This window comes from Streptomyces sp. NPDC048277 (assembly GCF_040652235.1).
Lineage (GTDB): Bacteria > Actinomycetota > Actinomycetes > Streptomycetales > Streptomycetaceae > Streptomyces.
Genome location: NZ_JBEZLQ010000046.1, coordinates 1 through 19,872 on the forward strand (window position 1 = coordinate 1; position 19,872 = coordinate 19,872).

13 protein-coding genes are annotated in these 19,872 nt (G+C 66.0%); 7 read left to right on the forward strand and 6 right to left on the reverse strand.

Translation table 11 applies throughout. From position 1 onward, the window contains the following. Positions 1-183: 183 nt before the first annotated feature. Positions 184-600, reverse strand: a complete 417-nt coding sequence (locus tag AB0D85_RS49610; RefSeq protein ID WP_362337380.1) for a PIN domain-containing protein — start codon at positions 598-600, stop codon at positions 184-186. After that, on the reverse strand, positions 597-860 hold the full coding sequence (locus tag AB0D85_RS49615) for a CopG family transcriptional regulator (protein WP_362337383.1): 264 nt from the start codon (positions 858-860) through the stop codon (positions 597-599). Before AB0D85_RS49615 ends, AB0D85_RS49610 begins: the two co-directional genes overlap by 4 nt. 411 nt (positions 861-1,271) lie before the next feature. On the opposite strand from AB0D85_RS49615, the gene AB0D85_RS49620 reads away from it, so the two are divergent. The 3 genes from AB0D85_RS49620 (at position 1,272) to AB0D85_RS49630 (ending at position 5,793) form a co-directional block, all read left to right on the forward strand. Beyond that, positions 1,272-1,853, forward strand: coding sequence for a hypothetical protein (locus AB0D85_RS49620; RefSeq protein ID WP_362337385.1), 582 nt, complete (start codon positions 1,272-1,274; stop codon positions 1,851-1,853). Then, positions 1,817-2,383 carry a hypothetical protein gene (locus tag AB0D85_RS49625; protein WP_362337388.1) on the forward strand — a complete coding sequence of 189 codons (567 nt, stop codon included), beginning with the start codon at positions 1,817-1,819 and terminating at the stop codon, positions 2,381-2,383. Before AB0D85_RS49620 ends, AB0D85_RS49625 begins: the two co-directional genes overlap by 37 nt. Before the next feature lie 695 nt (positions 2,384-3,078). Then, a complete protein-coding gene (locus AB0D85_RS49630) occupies positions 3,079-5,793 on the forward strand; it encodes a tetratricopeptide repeat protein (protein ID WP_362337425.1) in 2,715 nt (904 codons plus the stop codon). 21 nt (positions 5,794-5,814) lie between these two features. On the opposite strand, the gene AB0D85_RS49635 is transcribed toward AB0D85_RS49630, so the two are convergent. Then, positions 5,815-6,708 carry a serine/threonine-protein kinase gene (locus AB0D85_RS49635; RefSeq protein WP_362337391.1) on the reverse strand — a complete coding sequence of 298 codons (894 nt, stop codon included), beginning with the start codon at positions 6,706-6,708 and terminating at the stop codon, positions 5,815-5,817. 387 nt (positions 6,709-7,095) lie between these two features. On the opposite strand from AB0D85_RS49635, the gene AB0D85_RS49640 reads away from it, so the two are divergent. From AB0D85_RS49640 to AB0D85_RS49655, 4 genes are read left to right on the forward strand one after another with little or no spacing between them, the layout of a single operon-like run. Next, on the forward strand, positions 7,096-8,361 hold the full coding sequence (locus tag AB0D85_RS49640) for a PD-(D/E)XK nuclease family protein (protein WP_362337428.1): 1,266 nt from the start codon (positions 7,096-7,098) through the stop codon (positions 8,359-8,361). Then, positions 8,310-9,419, forward strand: coding sequence for a hypothetical protein (locus tag AB0D85_RS49645; RefSeq protein ID WP_362337394.1), 1,110 nt, complete (start codon positions 8,310-8,312; stop codon positions 9,417-9,419). The genes AB0D85_RS49640 and AB0D85_RS49645 overlap by 52 nt, the downstream gene beginning before the upstream one ends. Continuing rightward, positions 9,412-12,981 carry a hypothetical protein gene (locus tag AB0D85_RS49650; RefSeq protein ID WP_362337397.1) on the forward strand — a complete coding sequence of 1,190 codons (3,570 nt, stop codon included), beginning with the start codon at positions 9,412-9,414 and terminating at the stop codon, positions 12,979-12,981. The genes AB0D85_RS49645 and AB0D85_RS49650 overlap by 8 nt, the downstream gene beginning before the upstream one ends. Beyond that, positions 12,969-15,704: a DUF3962 domain-containing protein gene (locus AB0D85_RS49655; RefSeq protein WP_362337400.1), complete on the forward strand. Its 2,736-nt coding sequence runs from the start codon at positions 12,969-12,971 to the stop codon at positions 15,702-15,704. The genes AB0D85_RS49650 and AB0D85_RS49655 overlap by 13 nt, the downstream gene beginning before the upstream one ends. A 694-nt stretch (positions 15,705-16,398) precedes the next feature. Here the strand turns inward: AB0D85_RS49655 and AB0D85_RS49660 are convergent. From AB0D85_RS49660 to AB0D85_RS49670, 3 genes are all read right to left on the reverse strand, one after another. Further along, positions 16,399-17,583 (reverse strand): amidohydrolase family protein, encoded by a 1,185-nt coding sequence (locus AB0D85_RS49660; protein WP_362337402.1) that lies wholly within the window; start codon positions 17,581-17,583, stop codon positions 16,399-16,401. Beyond that, on the reverse strand, positions 17,580-18,710 hold the full coding sequence (locus tag AB0D85_RS49665; protein WP_362337405.1) for an MAB_1171c family putative transporter: 1,131 nt from the start codon (positions 18,708-18,710) through the stop codon (positions 17,580-17,582). Before AB0D85_RS49665 ends, AB0D85_RS49660 begins: the two co-directional genes overlap by 4 nt. 646 nt (positions 18,711-19,356) lie before the next feature. After that, positions 19,357-19,797 (reverse strand): helix-turn-helix domain-containing protein, encoded by a 441-nt coding sequence (locus tag AB0D85_RS49670; protein ID WP_362337408.1) that lies wholly within the window; start codon positions 19,795-19,797, stop codon positions 19,357-19,359. Positions 19,798-19,872 lie beyond the last annotated feature (75 nt).

Sequence of the window (19,872 nt, forward strand, 5' to 3'; positions counted from 1 at the left end):
CCGGACACCCGTCCCCACGTCCGCCACCAACACCCTGAGCACGGAACAGGCATCAGCGCGCCCGCGTTTCCTGTGATTTTCCGGCCAGAGGCCCTTCCGCCATGCCTCAACACCGCTCAACTCACCCGAGCCAGCTCCCTGTTCGAACCACACCGAGCACGCAGGCGGATAGAGAACGGGCAGTTAGACCTTGATGACGGTGATGCGAGAGCCGCACAGGGCGGTTAGATCCTCGGGGTCTGAGCTGAGAATCGTCGTCGGACCGGTGGCGGCGAGGGCGGTGGCGCCGAGCATAGCGTCGATGGCGTATTTGTGGCCGTGCAGACCGGCGTCCGCGAGGAGGGCGGCGGCGTGGCGGGCGATAGGTTCGGTGACCGGTTCGATGACGAGGCGGGAGAGGGTCCACTCCAGGGCCGGGCGGTTGATCCGAGGGTGGACCACTTCCACGAGGGTGGCTGCGGAAGTCATCACCCGCAGGTCGTCGGCGCGAGCGAGGGCGAGCCAGCCGGTGACGGTGCGGTCGCGAAGGATGGCCTTGGCCAGCCCTTCACTGTCGAGGACCAGAGTGCCGCCGGGGGTAGCGGGGGAGGGGCGGGTCACGCGGCGTTCGCCCCGCCTTGCGTCTGCTGGTGGCGGGCCTGCTGGAGCTGGTCGCGCAGGGCCTGGATCTCTTCGTCGATGACGGGCCCGTGCTCGGCCTCGGCGACCTGGATGAGCTCGTTGAGATTGTCCCGCTCGATCTGGCGCGCGACGGCGGCGGCGACATAGGCAGACAGGCCCGACGGGCCGCTGCGGGCCTTGGCGGCTTCGGCGATGTCGCGCGGCATGGTGATTGAGTACTTGCCGGTAGGGTCACTCATGCTACTCATCCTACCCCCGATCCTACCTGTGAGCGGGGGCGGCGCAGTGAACCGTCGAGTCGCTCGCTGCGCATGGCTGCATCCATGTCTGGGGCGCGCAGAGGGGACTGCGGCGCCGTCGTTGCTGGTGGGGCTTGACGTAGGCGTCCAGGACGTTCACCTGAACAGAAAGGCCGTGGACATCGTAAGGAATTCGCCATCTCAGGAGCGCGGCGTCCCCGGGAGGAGACGCGGCCGAAGGACCGTGGTTGGCCGACGTGCAGGGGGTGATACGGAAGTAAGGGCGCTGGCCGATGGCCTTGGTGCCGCGCTCCTCCGTGTTGCAAGCCGCCTACGGGGGCCAGCTGTGGTTCGCCGCGGGCGCGCGCGGCCGGGATCAGCTGGTACGCCTTTGCCCTGGAGCACACGGAGATGAGGTGGCCCCTGATCGCGGCGAAGACCCGGGACGAGATCAATGACGCACTGTGTGCGATCACCCGGGCGATGATCCGGGATGTGCGGGGCCATCCGAGCGATGAGCTGCTGCGACGGGCGATGCGGGGCTGGGCGTTCGTCGTCCCGCGCCCGGAGCCGCGTGAGATGCCGGCCGATGTCCGGTTGGCTCTGCGCTGGGCGGCCGGAACCTCACGCCCGTTGGCCGATCTGATGGATCCGGCCGCGATGCGGTCTGTGCTGACAGCCCTGCGGTTCAAGCAGAGTGGCGTGGTCGCAGCGGCCGAGACGCAGCGGCGCAAGCACAAGGTCCTGGTCAACGCAGTGCGGTACGCCGTCGAGCAGCACAGGTTGCCCGCCGACCCGCTTGCTCCCATCAAGTGGAGCGTGGCTGAGACTGTCGACCAAGTGGACCCGCGGGTGGTCGCCAACCCCAGTCCGGCGGGTTCCCTGCTGTGCGCGGTCTCCTACATTGGCGGTTTCCGGCGGGCGCGCGGACGGAGGCTGGTGGGCTGTTCGCCGGGATGTACTACGCCGGACTTCGGCGCGCCGAAGCGGTAGCGGTGGCCTTGCCCAACTGGGTGCTGCCTGCCGAGGGCTGGGGCCAGGTGACCCTGCACCGCACACTGCCGCAGGCGGGCAGGCGGTGGACCGACACCGGAAGAGCCCACGACGAGCGCGGTCTCAAGAGCCGTCCAGCCGACGACACCCGCCCCGTACCGTTGCCGCCCGAGCTAGTGTCGCTCTGGCGGGAGACCATCGACGCCTTCGGCACCGCGGACGACGGGCGGCTGTTCTTCAACGAGCGCGGCGGCATCGTCGGGTCTAGCGCCTACGATCGCGTCTGGCGCGAGGCCCGTGAACTTGCCCTCTCACCCGACCTGGTGCGCTCGCTGCTGGCAGGCCGTCCTTATGACCTGCGGCACTCGGCTTTGTCCACCTGGCTCAACGCCGGCGTCGATCCCACCGAGGTCGCCGAACGCGCAGGCAACAGCGTCGAGGTCCTTATGACCAGCTACGCCAAGTGCTTGTATGGACGCCAGGCGATCGCCAACCAGCGCATCGACAGGCTGTTGTGCGAGTACGAATAGGCCTGCAAGCCTGCTTCGGGTGGCATTTCGGATGTCGTCGGCGGTAGCGAAGTGCTTATGTGTCTTCGAACCGTGGGGTGCCGACGCATCCGACTTGCCGCAGAATTGGAGCCTGCAGGGTGTTCCATACTCAGTCAGGAGCCTGACCATCCGTCGCGAATCAGGCCCCTGACCTGCTATTTACCTAGTCGATTTCGGTGAAAAGTTCGACCTCGTAGGCCCGTTGAGCTGTCGGACGAACCGGCTTCCAAAGCCGACCGCCCGTTGTAGCCGAGGTCGGCTCGGGAGCGGGCTGTGGCGTCGGGCGGGGCCTCCGACGGCGGCGGGGTGGCACCGTTGCTTTGACCCTTTGCCTTGATGAGGGGCGGCTGGTGCCGCGCTGGCGGTGCGGCCGATGCGTGGACTTCATGGCTTTCTCCTGGGGTTTCGTTACCTAATGGGTCGTTTTACGCCCTTAGGGTGCCTTTGGGAATCGGGCTTCATCATGCCCTGCTGCACAAACCTCGAAGCATTCCGACGATCCATCGGAATGGCTGGGGAGGATGATTGCAGCGTGGCAGATCGGCCGAGCAATCGCCAAGCGGTATGCGTTAGTCGAACGTTAATGGGTGTCCGATGCTCCGTGGCATGCTTTCTCGTGTCGGCCGATGTGGCCGATCGTGGCGTGAGTCGTGGGGAAACAAGGGTTGACGATCATGGAATTTCGAGTACTGGGACCGGTGGTTGCGCTGCGGGCGGGGCTGCCGGTCAAGGTGAAGTCGGCGAAGGCTCTCGAACTCCTCGCTGTTCTACTCGTGGCGCCCGGTCATCGCGCCTCGCACGCTAGCGTTATGCGCCATCTGTGGCCGAGCGAGGAGGCGAACGCTAATCGAATTCGCCAGTGTTTTCATCAATTGCGGCAATCGTTGCCAGATATCGCCCAGCAGAACGAGCGAGGGTGCTGCCAGATTCAGGCTGATCCGTTGAGTGTCGACTACGTTCGCTTCCATGAATTCTGCCGCGCTGCAGATACCGCAGGGAGCGCGTCTGCACGTCTCGGGGCGCTCAGATCGGCTCTTGGCGAATGGCGGGGAACGCCCCTGGAAGACATGCCGGAAGAAGGATTTGGACGAAAGCGCGGCGAACTCATCACCGAGCTGAAGGAGGCGGTGGTTGCATGTGTCCTCGCCGAACTGGAGTGCGGTCAGGTGACTGCCGCGCTCGACCGGGCCAGCTCCGCGCTGACCCGCTGGCCGGAGAGCGAGACGCTACTCGAACTCAAGGTGCGTGCCCTGCGCACGCTTAGCAGGCATGACCAGATCGAGCCGCTGCTTGCCCGCTGGGAGCGCCAGTTTGGTCGGCCCACCGTTCACTTGCTGCTCGCTGGCGAGGCAGAAGAAGCAGGGTCGGCAGCGACTGGAAACCCATCGGCGTCGACCCGTGCGAAGCCCCGGCAGCTTCCGTCACAGCCAGTCGAACTGATCGGCCGTCAGCCTCAGATCGGCCGACTAACGGAGACTCTCCTGGGACATACGGCTGGGCGGAGCAAGGTCGTCGTGTGCACCGGCATGCCCGGTGTCGGGAAGACCTTCCTCGCTGTGCGGGCGGCCGCCCGGGTCGAGCAGAGCTTCCCGGACGGGATCCTCTACGTCGACCTCGGTGGATTCTCGCCAAGGGAGCCGGAGCGGCATGGCCCCGTCCTTGCCAGGCTCCTGAACGATCTTGGAGTGCGCCCCTCGACTCCGACGATGGACGGCATGGTCTCCGCTTACCGGACAGCCCTTGCGGACCGCGCAGTCCTGCTCATCCTGGACAACGCGCGTGATGAGGAGCATGTCCGCCTGCTGCTTCCCGGACTCGGGGCGAGCGCGGCGATCGTCACCAGTCGTCGTCACTTACATGGGCTGGCGATCCGGGAAGGAGCGGAACTGGTAGACCTCCCTCCGCTGGATCGGCAGGAAGCGACCGACCTGTTGAGGACACGGCTGGGTGAAGACCGGATGCGCATGGCCATCCCGTTCGTCGACGACCTGGTCGAGCACTGTGGCGGGGTGCCGCTGGCGCTCGGGATCATGGCCGCCCGAATCGCGCAACGCCCACCTGCGGCGCTCGCAGCCGTCGTCCGCGAATTGCGACAGGAGAGCACCAGACTGCGTTCCCTTGACATGGGCTCGGAGAACCTGAGTGTTCGCCTGTCGCTGGAAGCGTCCCACAGGCTGCTGCCAGCGCCGGCGGCCAGGCTCCTTTGGCAGATGGCGGTTCACCCGGGGCCGACGGTCAGTTGGGCGGCGCTGCGGGCGCTCGAATCGGACGACGCCGTCGGTGTCAGTAACGCCATGGATGACCTGATGCGGATGAGCCTTGTGACTGAGCCGACCTTTGAGCGCTACTTTCTGCACGACCTGGTCCGTGTCTATGCCGGCGAACTGGCGGATGGGCAGGACGAAGCCGAGCGAGCCCGGGTGGTGGAGCGAGTGCTGCACTTCCTGCTGCACAACGCCTGGGTTTGTGACCGGAAGCTGGATCCTGGCCGCCGACTTCCCATTGGCGAACCACGGGACGTCGAAGTCGTGGCTCCGACTTGCGCGGCGGATGCGATGTCCTGGTTCGAGACCGAGTACTCGACGCTGACTGCTGCGGTCAGGCTTGCCGAGAATCGTGGACTCGACCGCTACACATGGTTGCTGTCGATGGCCCTGGTGACCTTCCAGTGGCGCTCTGGGCGCAATTTGGACGCGCTCAAGTACCTGACTAGCGCTATCGAGGCTGCGAGGCGGGAGGCTGGTCCGGCGGATGTGGCTATGGTTCACCGGATGCTTGCCGGTACTTATCGCGGCCTCGGGAATTTAGCCCAGGCAACGCAAGAACTGCGCAGGGCGGTACGGGTGAGCGAGGACGACGGAGACGTCCCGGGTGTTGCCATGGGGCGTTATGTTCTAGGCGTTCTGCTGCGAGAGAACGGCGCACCGAGCGAGGCGCTGGAGCACTTCACGGCTGCCTTGTCAGCCTTCGAACGACTTGGCGATACCTTGGGTAGCGGAGCCGCCCTTAACGGCATTGGAAGTGCCCGCTACGACTTGGGCCAGTACGACGAGGGTGTCGAGTACTGCCTGCGATCACTGACTCTGCTGGACACTACGGATGACGTAAATGGTCGGGCACATGTGTTGTTCAGCCTGGGCCGGATCCGGGTGGCACTGGCGGAGTATGAGGTCGCCGTCATGGACTTCGAGCGTGCCCGCGACCTCTATCAGTCGCTGAATTATGGGAGTCGGGAGGCCAGGACGCTGGTCTGGCTCGCGGAAGCGCTCTGTGGTGCCGGTCGGCCTCCGGAGGCTGAGGAGGCGATCGAGCGGGCGCAGTTCCTGCTGGGAGAACTGGGTGAGAGTGACCTCGACACGGCTGTCGAGCAGTTGAGGTGCCTGCCGTGACAACGACTCCCCAAGGGGGGATCACGGTCCGGACAAGCCGAGCCGGTATGGGGCCGTTGGGTCGGGTCGCGTGGCCTTCGGGGACGCGAGGGAGCCACACTTGGGCAGCATTGGCCGTAGATAGCCCAACACCTCGGCCACGCCGCTCGGCCGCTCGAGCGGATCGACGGCGACCATGGCGAGCGCGAGGCTCCGGAGCCCTTCCGGCATCTCGGCACGGAAGTCGTTCGGAAAGGCCGGGGTCGTGCCGTCGGGCGGACTCTCCCAGCCGCTGTACGGCAACACTGACACCGTCATCGCGAACAACATTGCGCCGAGGGAGAAGACGTCGGCCTGCGCGGTGAGTACCGAGGTTGGGGCGTACTGCTCCGGGGCGGCGTATCCGGGAGTGCCGCGAGGATCGGCGTTCTCTTCTCCGATCGGGACAGAGATGCCCACGTCCAGCAGCCGGACCCGGCCGTCGGGTTGCATCATGACGTTGTTCGGTGTGACATCCCGATGGACATATCTCTCGGCGTGCACGCCATTCAGAATCTCGCAGAGCTGTGCGACAACCGACACGGCTGCAGAGGCCGGAACGGGATGGTGCTCGTTGATCCACGACGCGACCGTGATGCCCTCGATGAGTTCCATCACGATGTACCGGCGTGCGCTCCACCCATAGCGGCCGTCCCCCAACACCTTTGGGATCCCGCGCACGTTCGACATGAATCGAAGTCGTTCGAGCTCCCTTTCTAGGTGTTGGCCGAAATAGGAATAGTCGGTTGTCGACTCGAAGGTCCGGTGAAACTGAGATTTGACCGCCACGTCCTTGCGGAGGTGCTCGTCCCGGGCAACGAAGATCTCGCCTTCGCCGCCGTGACCGAGCGGTCGCAAAACTCGGTAACGGCCGTCCAGAAGAGTTCCAGGAAGCAAGGCGCACGCTCCGTACCCGAAAGAAAATTCCCGGCCGGCTCGATCGCATGCCCCGGGGCGCAGAGAAGTGAGGACATTATGACAGTGAGTTGGCCACCCGACGGCCTGGTTGGGGATTCCAGCGTCATCGAGGTACGCCTGGGTATGTTCGGTCCAGAGCGGTACCGATGCCCGGCATCCGATGCGCTGAAGGCTCGCGGACTGCGGCCGCGCGAGCGGGCCGCTTGGAAGCCCGAGGTGCTGAACCCGTTTCCGAACGGCCCCTTCATGGACGAGGCTGACAAACTCGAATGGCCGGCGGACGAGCCTCCGCCGAGCACGTCTCGCGGCAGTCGGCGGCGTCCGCTGCACGACGGCGTTCGGCAGTGGACCGAGCATGCGCTCCGGATGTACCAGGAGGCGTTCTCTGCGGATCTGGACCTCCGACTCACCCGTCGGCCTTGGGTATACAGGCACCATCGCCCAAGCAGCGAAGGGCGGGGCACTGTGGAGTACCAGATCACAGCATGGGGACTGTGCTTCGAGTCCGACGACGTCCGCTTGCGTGAGCTACGCCTACCGGTCAACCGGCTTCGTAAGCGCAGCGAGGCGGAGTGCGCTGTGGCCGCCCTGGTTGTGGCGGAGGGGAATCTCGATCCCCGGCTCGAATGGGTCAGGGTTGTCCAGTTCGCGCTGTCCGACGGTCGAACGGACACGATCTTCGATGGCACTCGGGACGAGGCGTTGGCCTTGTACCGGGCCGACGGGGCGCCCGCGGTCCGCGCACTGCTCGACAGCCAGGAGTACCGGCCCGGTACTGCCTGTACTTCGTGTGCCGTTGCGCCGGTCTGTCCGGCGCTTCCGCGGGCTGAGGGGCTCCTTGGGGTAGCCGATCGGAGTCGGCCGCGACGCAGTTGGTCCTCGACCACCGGCCGGGGGCACCGGAGTTGTCCGGCCCGTGGTTATCTGCGCGGCCTTCGGCTCCCAGCCGATGACACCGTCGAGCGGGGGGCAGCCGTCGAGCGTGGTCGGGCGGTCCACGCGTTCCTCGCCGAGCGGCATGGCCAGTGGTCGGGTACGCCGTGTACCCCCGAGATCCCAGCGGACTGGGTGCCTGAGGGCTACCGGCTCCCCGACAAGGAGCGGCAGCTCGGGGCCGAGTTATTGCGTCATCACGCCGAGGTGTGCCCACTCCCTACGGCTGAACCGCGATCGGAGATCCGCACTGAGCCCCGGCTCGTGTTCGACGACACCGCGGCCGACTTGCTGGTCTTGGCAGAGCCCGACCTGCTGTACCGGGAAGCGGGCTCCTGGATCTGGCGGGAGACCAAGACCTCCGCCAGTGACCGCCCGCGCCGCAACATACTGGCCACCTATCCTCAACTGGCCTTGGGCATCCGTGTCATTGCTGGTGGCGTGCTGCCCAGACCGCAGGCCGGAGGACGGGTCGAACTGGAACTGTTGCACCCCCGAGGCGTCGATCTGCGGATCCTCGACCCGTTTGCTCCGGAGACCCAGGCCACCGCCGAGGCGGTACTGCGCGAGCAAGTTTCGGGCTGGCACGCCGAGACGCTCTTCGAGGCCGTCCCTGGTGCCGAGTGTGCCACCTGCGAGGTGGCCAGATGGTGCTCTGCCCGGCGGCTGCAGGGGCACGGAACGGGGACAAGCCGGTGAATGGGGATGAACGAACGGATGTTGACCTCCTCTCGGAGGTGGCCCGGGGCGTGATCGAACTAACCTCAGTGGGCCGATCGTCGACATTCCGGCTGCCTTATCCGTCGAGCCTCCAGTTGGCGCTGGACCGTGTGGTGCTGTTAGGGCTGATGCATGGTCAACCGGTGCCCGTCGGAGTGCCAGAGCTGCTGCTTTGGTGCAGGGAGCGCGGGCCGTCGGGATGGCCACTGGCGTTGCCAAGCGGTTTCCTGACCGACGATGCCCGCTTGATCGATCCCGCGGCTGGCGAACCGACCCGGACCTGCGCTGAACTGGCCTCCCTTGGCCCACGCGGCACGCTGGAGCAGGAGGCCGAGGCCCGGCTCGCTGAACTTGCTGACACCTGCGGCACCGTGGAGCGCTTCGCACTTTGCCGCGACTTCATCATCCGGCGGCCCATCATCCTCCGGTTCGACCCGATGGAGATGCTCCAGCCGACTGTGGCTCAGACCTGGAAGCTGGTAAAAGACCTATACGCCCCCGTGCCGGACGCATTCACTATCGACGGACTGGTACACCGCTGCAAAAGCTGTCTGCTGTTTGCCAAACCCGTGACGACGGCCGGTCCCTGGTGCGAGGGCGGTTGTCCACCGGGGGACCGTGAATTCGAATCGTCGCACCAACTCGGGCGCGCCCTGGCTCTGCCGTTCGGGCTCAGGATCTTCCTGGCGCTACCAGGCCGCACCGAACATACCGTCCGTTCTCGCCTCACGTCGCAGGCCCAGTTGCTCCCGCTGGGTCTGGGTGTCCATCGCGCCGTCGGCCACGACGGGACACTCCACACCTTTCAGGTCCACAACCGGGAACAGGCTGTCCCAGCCGCCCTGCGGGCAGCGGATATCGCTGCTCGGCTCGGCGGACCTCTGGACGTCGTAGTCCCGGACGAGCGCGTGGCGTACCCCGGGTACCGGCAGGACTTCGACCGTGCGCTGCCCGCCGGCGCACGGGTGCGTCTGTTGTCCGCGAGCGAGTTCACCACACCGGAGCCAACCGTCCGAGCGAGGAGGAATCATGCGTAGCACCGCACAGGCGCTGGGTGAGGTGGTCAGCTGTCTGTTGAAAGCCGCACCGCAGCTGAAGAGGGCCCGGTTGGTCTCCCTTTGTGAGATCGAGGTTGGTCTCGTCCTTCAGGAGCGATTTGCTGCTGGCGCGCCGGCAGCGGATGCCTGGACGCTTTTCAGCGGGTACCCGTTCGCGCGGGCCTGGGAAGCCGTAGATGCGGCCGGGCAACGAACCCTCCGCACGGCCCGGCACACGCTATGGACCTGGGGCCGTCGTCTGGCCTGGACCGAGGCGCTTGAGGAGTACCAACGGCTTGACCGCCAGCTCCGTGCCTATGAGGTCGCCGATCCGGGCCTTCCGGCCGTCAGGCGCTCCTCGTTGTCGGTGGCGCCGGACCGTTGGGAGACGTACGAGCTGTTGCTGCGCGAGGCACCGATGTTCGCCGGACGCCCCTTGACGTTCGCGAAGGCCGGCCGACATGCCTTCCCGATCGGTCGGCATCTGACCACCGTCCAGCTCCCCGAGCACACCCTGCCGCCACCGGTCGGCCACGACCTTGCGGCACCCCCGGCGAACGGGGGTGAGCCGCTGACCTTCCGATGGGACGACCTGGTGAAGACTGCGGAATTCATGGACTCGGTCAAATCTGAGAATTGGACCGGACGGCTGGATGCGATCCACCTCTTCACCCGCCAGGCCGGGCAGTTCAAATATGCGGACACTTTTGAGGTAGCGGGGATCCAGCATCTGCTGGGCATCGTCGGCGCCGGCAAGAGCACTCTGCGGGACGTGCTGGCGGTACACCTGGCCAGACGGGACCTTCGGGCGACCGTTGTGGTTGGGGACGTCGCCGAGCAGCTCAAACTGGTTCAGCTGTACAACACGTACGTCCCCGGTTCGGCCGCCCCGGTGCTCGGAGCGACGGGCCGTCAGCAGCACGCCGAACGGCTACACCGGCGGCTGGTCGGCCGTGGCGCGCGCAATCTGCTTACCCACGACGACGCTGGGTTCGCTTACCTGAGCACGTCCTGTGCCCTGAACGCGATGCGGCACGCGGAGGGGCAACTCGCCGACGACCTGCTCGGTTTCGGCGAGGCACCGTGCACCAGGCTGCAACCGCCCGGTAGTCGCGGCGACTACGCGGACGACCTGTGGATACGGCGCCGGGTGGCCTGCCCGTTCTGGTCGGGCTGCCCCCGCCATCACGGTGCCCGCGAACTGGTCGATGCGGCTGTCTGGGTCGCCACACCGCCCAGCCTGATCGACTCGGCCGTGCCGCACCCGCAGAATCATGAGCGCATCCGCTACCTCGAACTCGCCTGCAGGCGCAGCGACCTGGTGATCGTCGACGAAGCAGACCGGGTCCAGATGCAACTCGATCGGATGTTCGCGCCCGGCATCCCGCTGATTGGCGGCGGTCCCGACACCCGGTCTTTTCTTGACGATGTCAACCAGCATCGTATCCGCGAGTTGGCCGGTGCTGGGCGGATCCAGCTGTCGGACCGGGACGTCGAGAACTGGTCGGCTGCTGTCAACACCACACAGACCGCAGCGGACCGTCTGGTCGCCATGTTGGTGAGTGACGTCGGCCTGCGCGATTGGGTCAGGACCGGTTATTTCAGCGCCTGGACGCTCCAGCTCCGCCTGTTGGAGGAGCGTTACCCGCTGCCGGAAGATCACGACGGCACTCAGGCCGAGGCGGCGGAGCCCGACGCCGAGCGTTCTCTTCGGGCGCCGCGCCGCCGACTGACCGAAATCCTTGACGGCTTCCGGGAGAATCCGTATGGCGACCGGCGTCCGATCCCCGAGGACGGCGTTGCACTCACCGGCCTGCTGAGCGAACTACTACACACCAACTACCGTGAGAACACTCGCAGTCGGTTGGAGAAGGTGCTCCGCGACCTCTTCGACCTCGATCCCCTCCTGGAGCCGAATATCGAGGGCCGGGAGCGTTACCAGGAGCTGCGTGCCCGCGCCAATGGTGAGTGGGAGCGGAAACCTGCGCAGCGTGTGGCGAGCCGCAGGAGGGCCAAGCGCCGGAGGAAGGACTGTCTGCCGGAGAATCCGGAACAATGGCTGGGCCTGCTGATGACCCGCTTTGAGTTCACCTTGCTGCTCAGCGCGCTGGAGCCGAAACTCGCCCTGATCAACGCCATGTGGCCGCGCGTCGCGGCGGCACTCAACCTGGGCTTCAACGAGATGTACCGCAGGCCGCTCGACTACGGCCCGATGGTGCCCGAGGCGCCAATGGGCAATGTGATCGGCTTTCAGTTCCTGATGGAAGGCCCGGACCTCGGCGGAGCGCGTACCGGAGAGTTGCGCTTCTTCCGCTGTAGCGGGCTCGGCCGGGAACTGCTCCGTGCGATGCCTGACCTGCCGACGGTGGACGGTCGACCCGGCACCAACGTCCTGCTGATGTCGGGCAGCAGCTGGGCCGGGAGCTCTAGCCGTTACCACATCCCGGTGCCTATCGGCGTGATCATTGAGCCGGATCCGAATGAACTGGAACGAATCGTTGAACAGAGCGAGTTCCGCTTTGAGTTCGTCCGCGACGACTGTCTGTGCCGTGTGGCTTGCGAGTGCCAGGTACCCAATGAGGCAGAGCGGCTCTCGGGTGAGCCACTCGACCAGCGAGCCGCCATCCTGCGCCGAATGGCCATCGCCCTTGGTAAGGACGACACCGGAATCAGCCGTCTCCAGGAGGAGCTGAGGCTCCTCCCGGAGAGCCGCCGCCACATCCTCCTGCTTGTCGGCAGTTATGAGGAAGCCAAGCTTGTGGCGGACACCTTGCACACCCTAAACAAGCGCTGGCGGGGCAGAGTCCGTCGGCTGGTGTCCGACGACGACCCCGACGCTGGCACATGGTCGGATGACGACGAACACCACGCCCCCGTTCTGCGCCGCGGCGACGTGGAGACGCTAGCCAACACCAATGCCGAGATCTTGGTGGCGCCTCTACTGGCAGTGGAACGCGGACACAACATCCTCGACCTCGACCGCCGGCACGCCGCAATCGGGTCGATCTACTTCCTCGCTCGGCCCAACCCACGTCCCGACGACCTCGGCCTCGCGGTGCACGCGATCAACGACTGGATCGTGCGGGCCATCGACGGTGGGAAGTTCACCGACTGGGTCAGGGGCGAGCTCACCTTGGGCCTGGGCGCCCGCAAGGTCAGGGACCTGGCCCGTTCTCAGTGGTACCGGGTATTGGCCAGGAGCATGGCCTGGAGCCGTCTGAGCGATGACGACCGGAAGCAGGTCACCTGGGATCTACTCGTGCTGATCTGGCAGGTGATCGGCCGCTCCGTGCGCGGCGCGGTACCCACCCGGGTCGCCTTCGTTGACGCAGCCTTCGCGCCCAACCTGGCCACCGGCCAGTCGCCAGGTCAGCCGGACACCCCGAAGACCAGTCTCCTGCACAGCATCCATGCCGTGCTCAAGCCCTACTTCACCCCGGACACTCCTGTGCCCGCGGCCGACCGGTACATCGTCCAGGCGCTCTACCGGCCGATGTGGACTGCCCTCGACCGCTGCCTCATCCAGTTCGCCGACGAAGGGAACACCGCATGCACCGCCTGATCAGCACCACCGCCTATGAACCGGACCCGCAGGCCGGATCCTGGACCGGGCAATATCGCGTGATCAGTTTTCCAGAGGAATGGCGAACCGAGTTCATGGACCTCTACCGGCGACGGTGGCGTCGCCGGGAACAACCGGTGGGACTGCCGATCAGCAAGCTCAACGACCTGCTTCGGGCCACAGCCCCGGGCCTGGTGGCCACCGGGCGGGGAGCCGGAAACAGCGCCGAGTCTCCCTGGTTCTACGCGTCCGAGGAGATGCCGGCCGAACTGATCGCTCCGTTGCTGGTCTCGTGGGTGATGACCCTGCCGCCCAGCACCGATTCCGATACCGAGCGTGCGGCCGACCACCAAGCGGCTCTTGATCGGGCACTGGCTTTGATCGACCAGCACACCCCACAGTGGCGGCACGAGTCAATGGACCTCACCGCAGCGGAGCCCTCCCCGGGAGGTACGGCCCAACCCGACCGGAGGCTCTACCACCTGCTGCCTGAGTGGATCGGCGCCAGGCTCGCCGCCCGCCCTCTCCACCTCAATGGCGTCGACCTCTCCTTCCGACTGGTCACCCGCGACCAGGGCGTCGAGCTGGTCAGCTGGCCGCCACGGACATACACCCGGGGGAAAACCACCTGGTATTACTCGGGTCTGGTGACCATCAGCGTCCAGACTGTGCCGTTCGCCGCGAGATTCAGGGCGCACGTTTCCTACGGGATCCGCCGCTGGGCCACCGGATCGCCCGTCCGGCTGCCGGAGGGCCGAGGCGCGACTGCGCTGCTCGACGCACCTCTGCCCTGGTCTGAGGCCGACGGTTCGCGCCGACGGCTGACTGCCAACTCCCTGGCCTTCGACCGTGGCCTGGGCATGCTGTCCTGGAGCCGGCATAGCCTGGTCGGCCTGCTGCCCGAACTCGACGTGCTTCGGGCCTACCCCAAGCCGACCGAGTTGATCGCCGAACCCGTGAACTGGATCGAGGGCCGCGACGGAGTTGCCGCAGGCATCTTGCACAGCACGGCGATGGGCCGGCACGGCGTCGGCACCGGACTTATGCCGCTGGAACGTTCGCTCCTCGATCAGTGGTTTGAGGAGAGTCTCCACCCAGTCCTGCGTCGAGTGCCCGACCTGGAACGCGCGCATCGGAAGGCCAAGCCCGCCCTGCTGCCCACCTCTGCGACGAAGGATCTGGAGAAGCAGGAGGTGCGCTCCCGACAGCGCGTGCAAGCCCGGCGCGACGCGGTGCGCGCGGCACTCGGCGGGCAGCCGCTGCTGATAGACGTGCTCTGGCAGACCGAGGAAACCCGCGACGAGTTGGTCGCGATGCTTCGTGAGTGGTTGGGACTTCCGACCGGCTCCGGCGGAGCGGAAGGCGACTACGAGTGGCAGGCAGGAGACCTGCACGTTGTGCTCCGTGCTCGGCCGCTTGGGGCCCTGGGCGCCCCGCTGATGGTCGTCCGGAAATCCGGCCGGTCACGAGCCCAGGCACTGGCCGAGGCCGTGCGGGAGCGGGCCGACCTGACAGCTGCCCAGCTTGGTCCCCGAACCAGTCCGGTGGGGCTGGCGATCGTAGAGACGCTGGGCCCCGATCGGTTCTCAGTACAGGACTCCGACCCCAAGTCGGCACTGCGGCATGGCTGCGCCGCAGCCCGGCGGGTCAGCCAGTTCATCGTCGTACCGGAGGACTCCGACGGGGCTGTGGCTCTGCGCGCCCGGTCCGCCCTGGCTGACGGGATGCGCCAGCTCGGGGCCGTGGTCCCGCCGGATCAGCGGCTGGACGAGGCACTGGCAAACGACCTCCAATACCTTGCGCTCTGGCAGGTCCGGCGAAAGGCCAACGGACCGACGCGGCAGGCTGGACAGCGCTTGGTCGCTCTCCGGATCCGCCCACACGATCCGGTGCACCCCGTACGAGGGTGGGACGACGCCCGCAAGAAATGGGTATCTTACGCCCAACTGCTGCTCACCCTTGCCACCGATGGCGCCGTGGCGGATGCCACCGCAACGCGCACCCGATCAGGCCGATTCGCCTCGACTACCGAGGAGCGGCGCGACGAGGCCGAGCGCCAGATCAGGTCGCTGCTCTACCAGGTGCGCGACCGGCCGACCCTACTGCTGGCGAACAGCGGCAACCTGCGTGAGGCTTGGCCCGGCCTTAACAACGGTCAGTTGCGCAGAGACATGGTTACGTTCCATGGCGAGCCGCCCGCCCGGCTCGCGCTCTTCGGAAGGGACCTGCGGATGGTGCTGCTTCGGGACGCCAACAGCCGTGGCGAGACACCCCAGTGGTACGCACCTGCCGAGACCGATGAGGAGACGCCAGGGTTCTCCGCCGGTCTGTGGGCGGCACAGGGCGCGGGCCCGGACGATCGGGTGTTCATCAGTACCGTCGGCAAGCCGCCCACTGCGGGCACGGTGCGGAATGACCTGCGCAAGCTGGTGCCCCACAAGGACTGGCCGCACGGCCCCGCAGCCACCGCCTGGAACCCGCAGGCTCTGGAACTTACCGTGCTCGGCTGCCTGTCCGAGTCGGCTCTGGCGGCCGCAGGGCGCGCCGGTATAGCTCCGGACCGGCCCGCCGTGATTGCAGCGGCCGCCCATCAGCTGCGCTTCCACGATGAGTACCACCCGCTCTCCCGCCCCCTCCCGCTACACCTCGCGAAGCAGGCTGAGGAGTACTTCCTGCCTCTTGCCGTGGACCCGCCTCCGGTAGCCGAGCAGGACTCTCAGTAGTCGTTTACGACTCGGTATAGGCAGTTCCGCGGTTTGCTCGAGCTGTGGAGCGTTAGGCGGGAAAGCCCCTGGCCAGCAGGAGCTTTCCGCTGGTGCCGAGGAGCGCGGCGCTCCACTAGATCTGACGCACGTGTGGTTCCCGGTTCCAGGCTTTGATCCCTCGGCTCAGGAAAGTGGAACGGCCTGCTCAGGCGTCTGCCTTGTTCGCTTCCCTGACCGCAAACATGCAGCTCACAAGCGGGTTGCGGTTCCAGGAACCCCGAGTTGGACGACTCCGTCCCGCGCATATCCCGCACGGAGCCATGGCGCGGGATCGAACAATTGCGATTTCAGCCGACCGGTGCGCCAAAATCCCAGGTCGGAATACGTAGGCTGGCGAGTGCACATGCTTCTTGGCCGTTGCTGTTTTGGCATGCACAAGAAAGGCCCTGACCGGCGTTTCCGCTGATCAGGGCCTCTAACCGGAGTGCCCCCGGCGGGGGACACAGAACATGGGAACGGGGGAAACCGCTGGTCCAGGGCGGTCAGCTGGTGATCGAGACGGTTGTACGGCTGAATCGGTAGATCGTCGGGCCCTGGCTGCAGGTTCGAGTCCCGGCGGAAGCGTAAATCGTGGTGGCATCAGTGTTCCGAAGCGGAAGCGGCAGGCTTTCACGACGGGTGTGCAGGCGCTGTTGGACGATCCATTGCCCCTTCATTCGGTGACTTGGCGGCCTGCCGCGAAGACGTGTTTGATCCGGCGGAGGGCTTCCAGTTCGGTCAAGGGGTTGCCATCGATGACGATGACGTCGGCGCGCATACCGGGGGCCAGGACACCGGTGTCGGTCAGTCCCAGGGCACGCGCGGGGTTGACGGTGGCCATGTCGAGGATCTCGGCATGGCTGAAGCCGAGCGAGGCGAAGAATTCGAGCATGCCGACGTAGTCGCCGAACCGCGCTCCCGGCACCCCCGCGTCGGTGCCGGCGATGAACCGGACACCGGCTTCGCGCATTTCCTGGATGGCCTCGATCATCGCCTTGGCGCGTTCGGGCCCCATTTGATCGAGGAACAGTTGCCAGTCCCCGGAGACGCAGCGGCAGACGGCCACGTTGGTGTCGACGATACGGCGGGTGATCTCGGGGTCGTAGACGATGCCTTCTGCAGTGCGCCAGGAACAGTGCTCGATTGTCCGGACGCCGGCAGCCACACAATCTGCAATGGTGTCGGTGCCGTGTGCGTGAGCCGCCACCCCCAGGCCATGGCGTGCGGCTTCCTCGACGATCAGTCGTAGTTGCCCAGGGGTGAACTGCGCCTCCCACATGCGCGGTCCGCTCGGAGTGAGAGCGCCACCAGAGGCCATTACCTTGATCAGGTCGGCTCCGGCTGCCGCGTTACGGGCGATCTGGTTCCGGATGTCGTCATCCGTTGTCACTTCACCGCCGAGGAAGCCGCAATGACCGCCATGGGAGGTCAATGGTGCGGTTGCCGCAACGATACGTGGCCCGATCGTGGTCCCGGATCCGATGGATTCACGCAATGAGACGGTCAGTCCGTCGCGGTCACCGAGATCCCGCACGGTCGTCACCCCGGCGGCCAACATCTGTGCGGCACGGTCAGCCATGGCGACGGCCAGCTCGTCCGGTTCGGCCTCGGCTACCGCACGGATCGGGTCCGGACCTGCATCGAAGGCGAGGTGGACATGGCAGTCCGTCATGCCGGGCATCACCGTCGTCCCAGGGCATCGCAACCGTGGTACCTCCGCATCGACCGACACCTCCAAGTCGGCAGCGGCACCGACCGCGGCGATGACGCCGGATTCGATGAGTACGGCGCCGTCGACGGTCACCTGGCCGGCGGGTCCGGCGATGATGCGGTCGGCGGTGATCAGGACCTTGTTCACGATGTCCTCTCGCGTAGGGCTTCGGATATTGCGATGAGCTCACGTGCGTCGGCGTCCAGACTGTTGCCGACGGGAGACGCGATGCGAGCGGCGGGCAATTCGGTGTCCGGGGAATGCGGTGTCGCCTTGAGCCGCAGTGCCTCGGCGATGTGTTGTGCGAGTTGATCAGCTGGGCCGAGGGCGAGATCAGCGTCGGGTGCCACTCGTGTCAGATAGGGGCTCAGGCGCACCAGTCCGTCCCGGCATTCGATGAGCCGCCGATAGAGCCGTTGCTCATAGGTATGGCGTCGGCGAAGGCGATGCCAGGGGGAACCGGTCGGAGCCGGGAGCAGGACGAACTCCGGGTAGGCGGTGGCCAGGGCCGTCCACAAGGAGGTGAGCTCGTGGTACATGCGGCGGTGACGCACAACCGACTTCCAGCGGGTGATCAGATGTACCCCGGCCGAGTAGCAGATGCCGCTGAGTACGATGCCCATGGCCCAGTTGGACAGGGACCAGTTCACGGTATTGAACGCTTCGTGGGACCCAGGCGCGTTGATACGTAGAACCACCAGGATCATCCGGTTGACCGAGGTGACCATGAGCCCGATGAGTCCCAGAGCCATCATCCGCAGACCAAGTCCGACGTGCCGGGACGCCCTGCGCGTGAAGCGAAGAGCCCACAGTCCCGAAGCCAGATAGGCGTAGATGAAGTAGGCGTTGCCGACCAGATAGAACGAGGCGATGGTTGGCTTCGCCATGTCCGGAGTGCTCAGTGAATGACCGCGCATCGCCGCAGGCGTGGCGATCATGGTGAGGGTCAGAGCGATCAGGACGCAGGCGAACAGGCCGCTGTCGATCAGCTGGTGCCGACGGTATTCGGCACTCGCGCCCCGTGCGCAGGAGGCGAAGAACAGAATGAGTGCACACAGGCCGAACATGTAGACCCCGTTGAACGCGACCTTGCCGACACCGACGGCCGTGGCCTCGTCGATCGTACTGTTCACCTTGGGGAAGCTGAGGATTTCGCCCGTCATCAGCGTGAGCAGGCAGATGACAAGGAGGCGCAGTGCCCGATCGTGTGGGGCGTGTGCAAGGTCGATGCCCTTCCATAACGCCCCGATGCCTAACAGGATGATCAGAGGCACTTGGAACATCGCGCGCACCCCCTGCGCAGGGCGAGCGCGGAACGCTGTGGGGCGAGAGCCGGAGCCTTGCAGGGGCGGGGGCCGTGGCCGATGTACACGGCCAACCCTTGAACGATCGTCGACATCAGTTTGGCCTCGCGTTCGTGGTCTTCGATGTGACGAGTGCGGTGAAAGCCTCGTGTGATCGGATCGCGAGGCGAGCCCGTACGAAGATCGGGGAGGTAGTCACCTGTGTCACTATCGTCCTGGTGGTTGAGCCTCTTCAGGCCGTTGGTTTCGGCGTCTGTCCTCAGAACTCGCTGTTCTGGAAGCCGTCTTGGCCGTCCATCCCGCCGCTCTTGGCCGCCGGGGACTGCCGCCTGCTGAACGAGGTGGACGCCGAATGTGACCGGCGAGGCGACGAGGGCGCGGACTGCAGTCGCACGAGGGGCGACGATTGCGCTCCACCGATCAAGGCCCAGCCCGGATGCGAACTTCCGCACAGACGCAATCGGTTCAACGAGAGCCATGTTCGTTCAAGAGGACGCTCTTTCGGTGATCGCCATGAGTCTCATCCCAGCACCCTTGATCTACGCGCGTCCAGATCGGTTTGAGCCACCTCGACAACTGGCGACACTGTGTCGATCAAGCCCGGCTGGAGCGGGCTTCAGTCGTCCGGATCGGACGGTTCCGTGGGGAGCCCTTCGAGTTCGCGCACCCGCTCGATCACTTCGCCGATCGACTTCAGGCTCTTTGTCGAGAGTCCTGCGGTGCGCAGTGCGATCTGCTGCACCTGTGTGTCCCGCAGGGCGGTGAGCAGAGAGAGCTCGGCGTTCACCATCTCTGTGACCTGGTCGTCGAAGAAATACGCTGGAGGTACACCGAAGAACTTGGCCAGCCCTTCCAGGTGCCGGAGAGTCGGGTTGTCGCGCTGCCCCCGGCGCAGAAGCCAGATGTAGCTTCCTGAGATTGAGATCCCGGCAGCGCTGATGGCGCGCGCTACTTCCTCAACGGTGTACGGGGTGCGGTCAGCAGTCGTCATGTTGACGAACAGGTGATTGAGCTTGTCGGCCAGGCTGTTGCCGGGCACGCGCTCGTCGTCGGACATCGCGTGGCCTCCCTCGTTGGGGCATACCTTAACCTCGGACTGAGGTGTAAGCCGACCCTTCCTTCATCCAACATC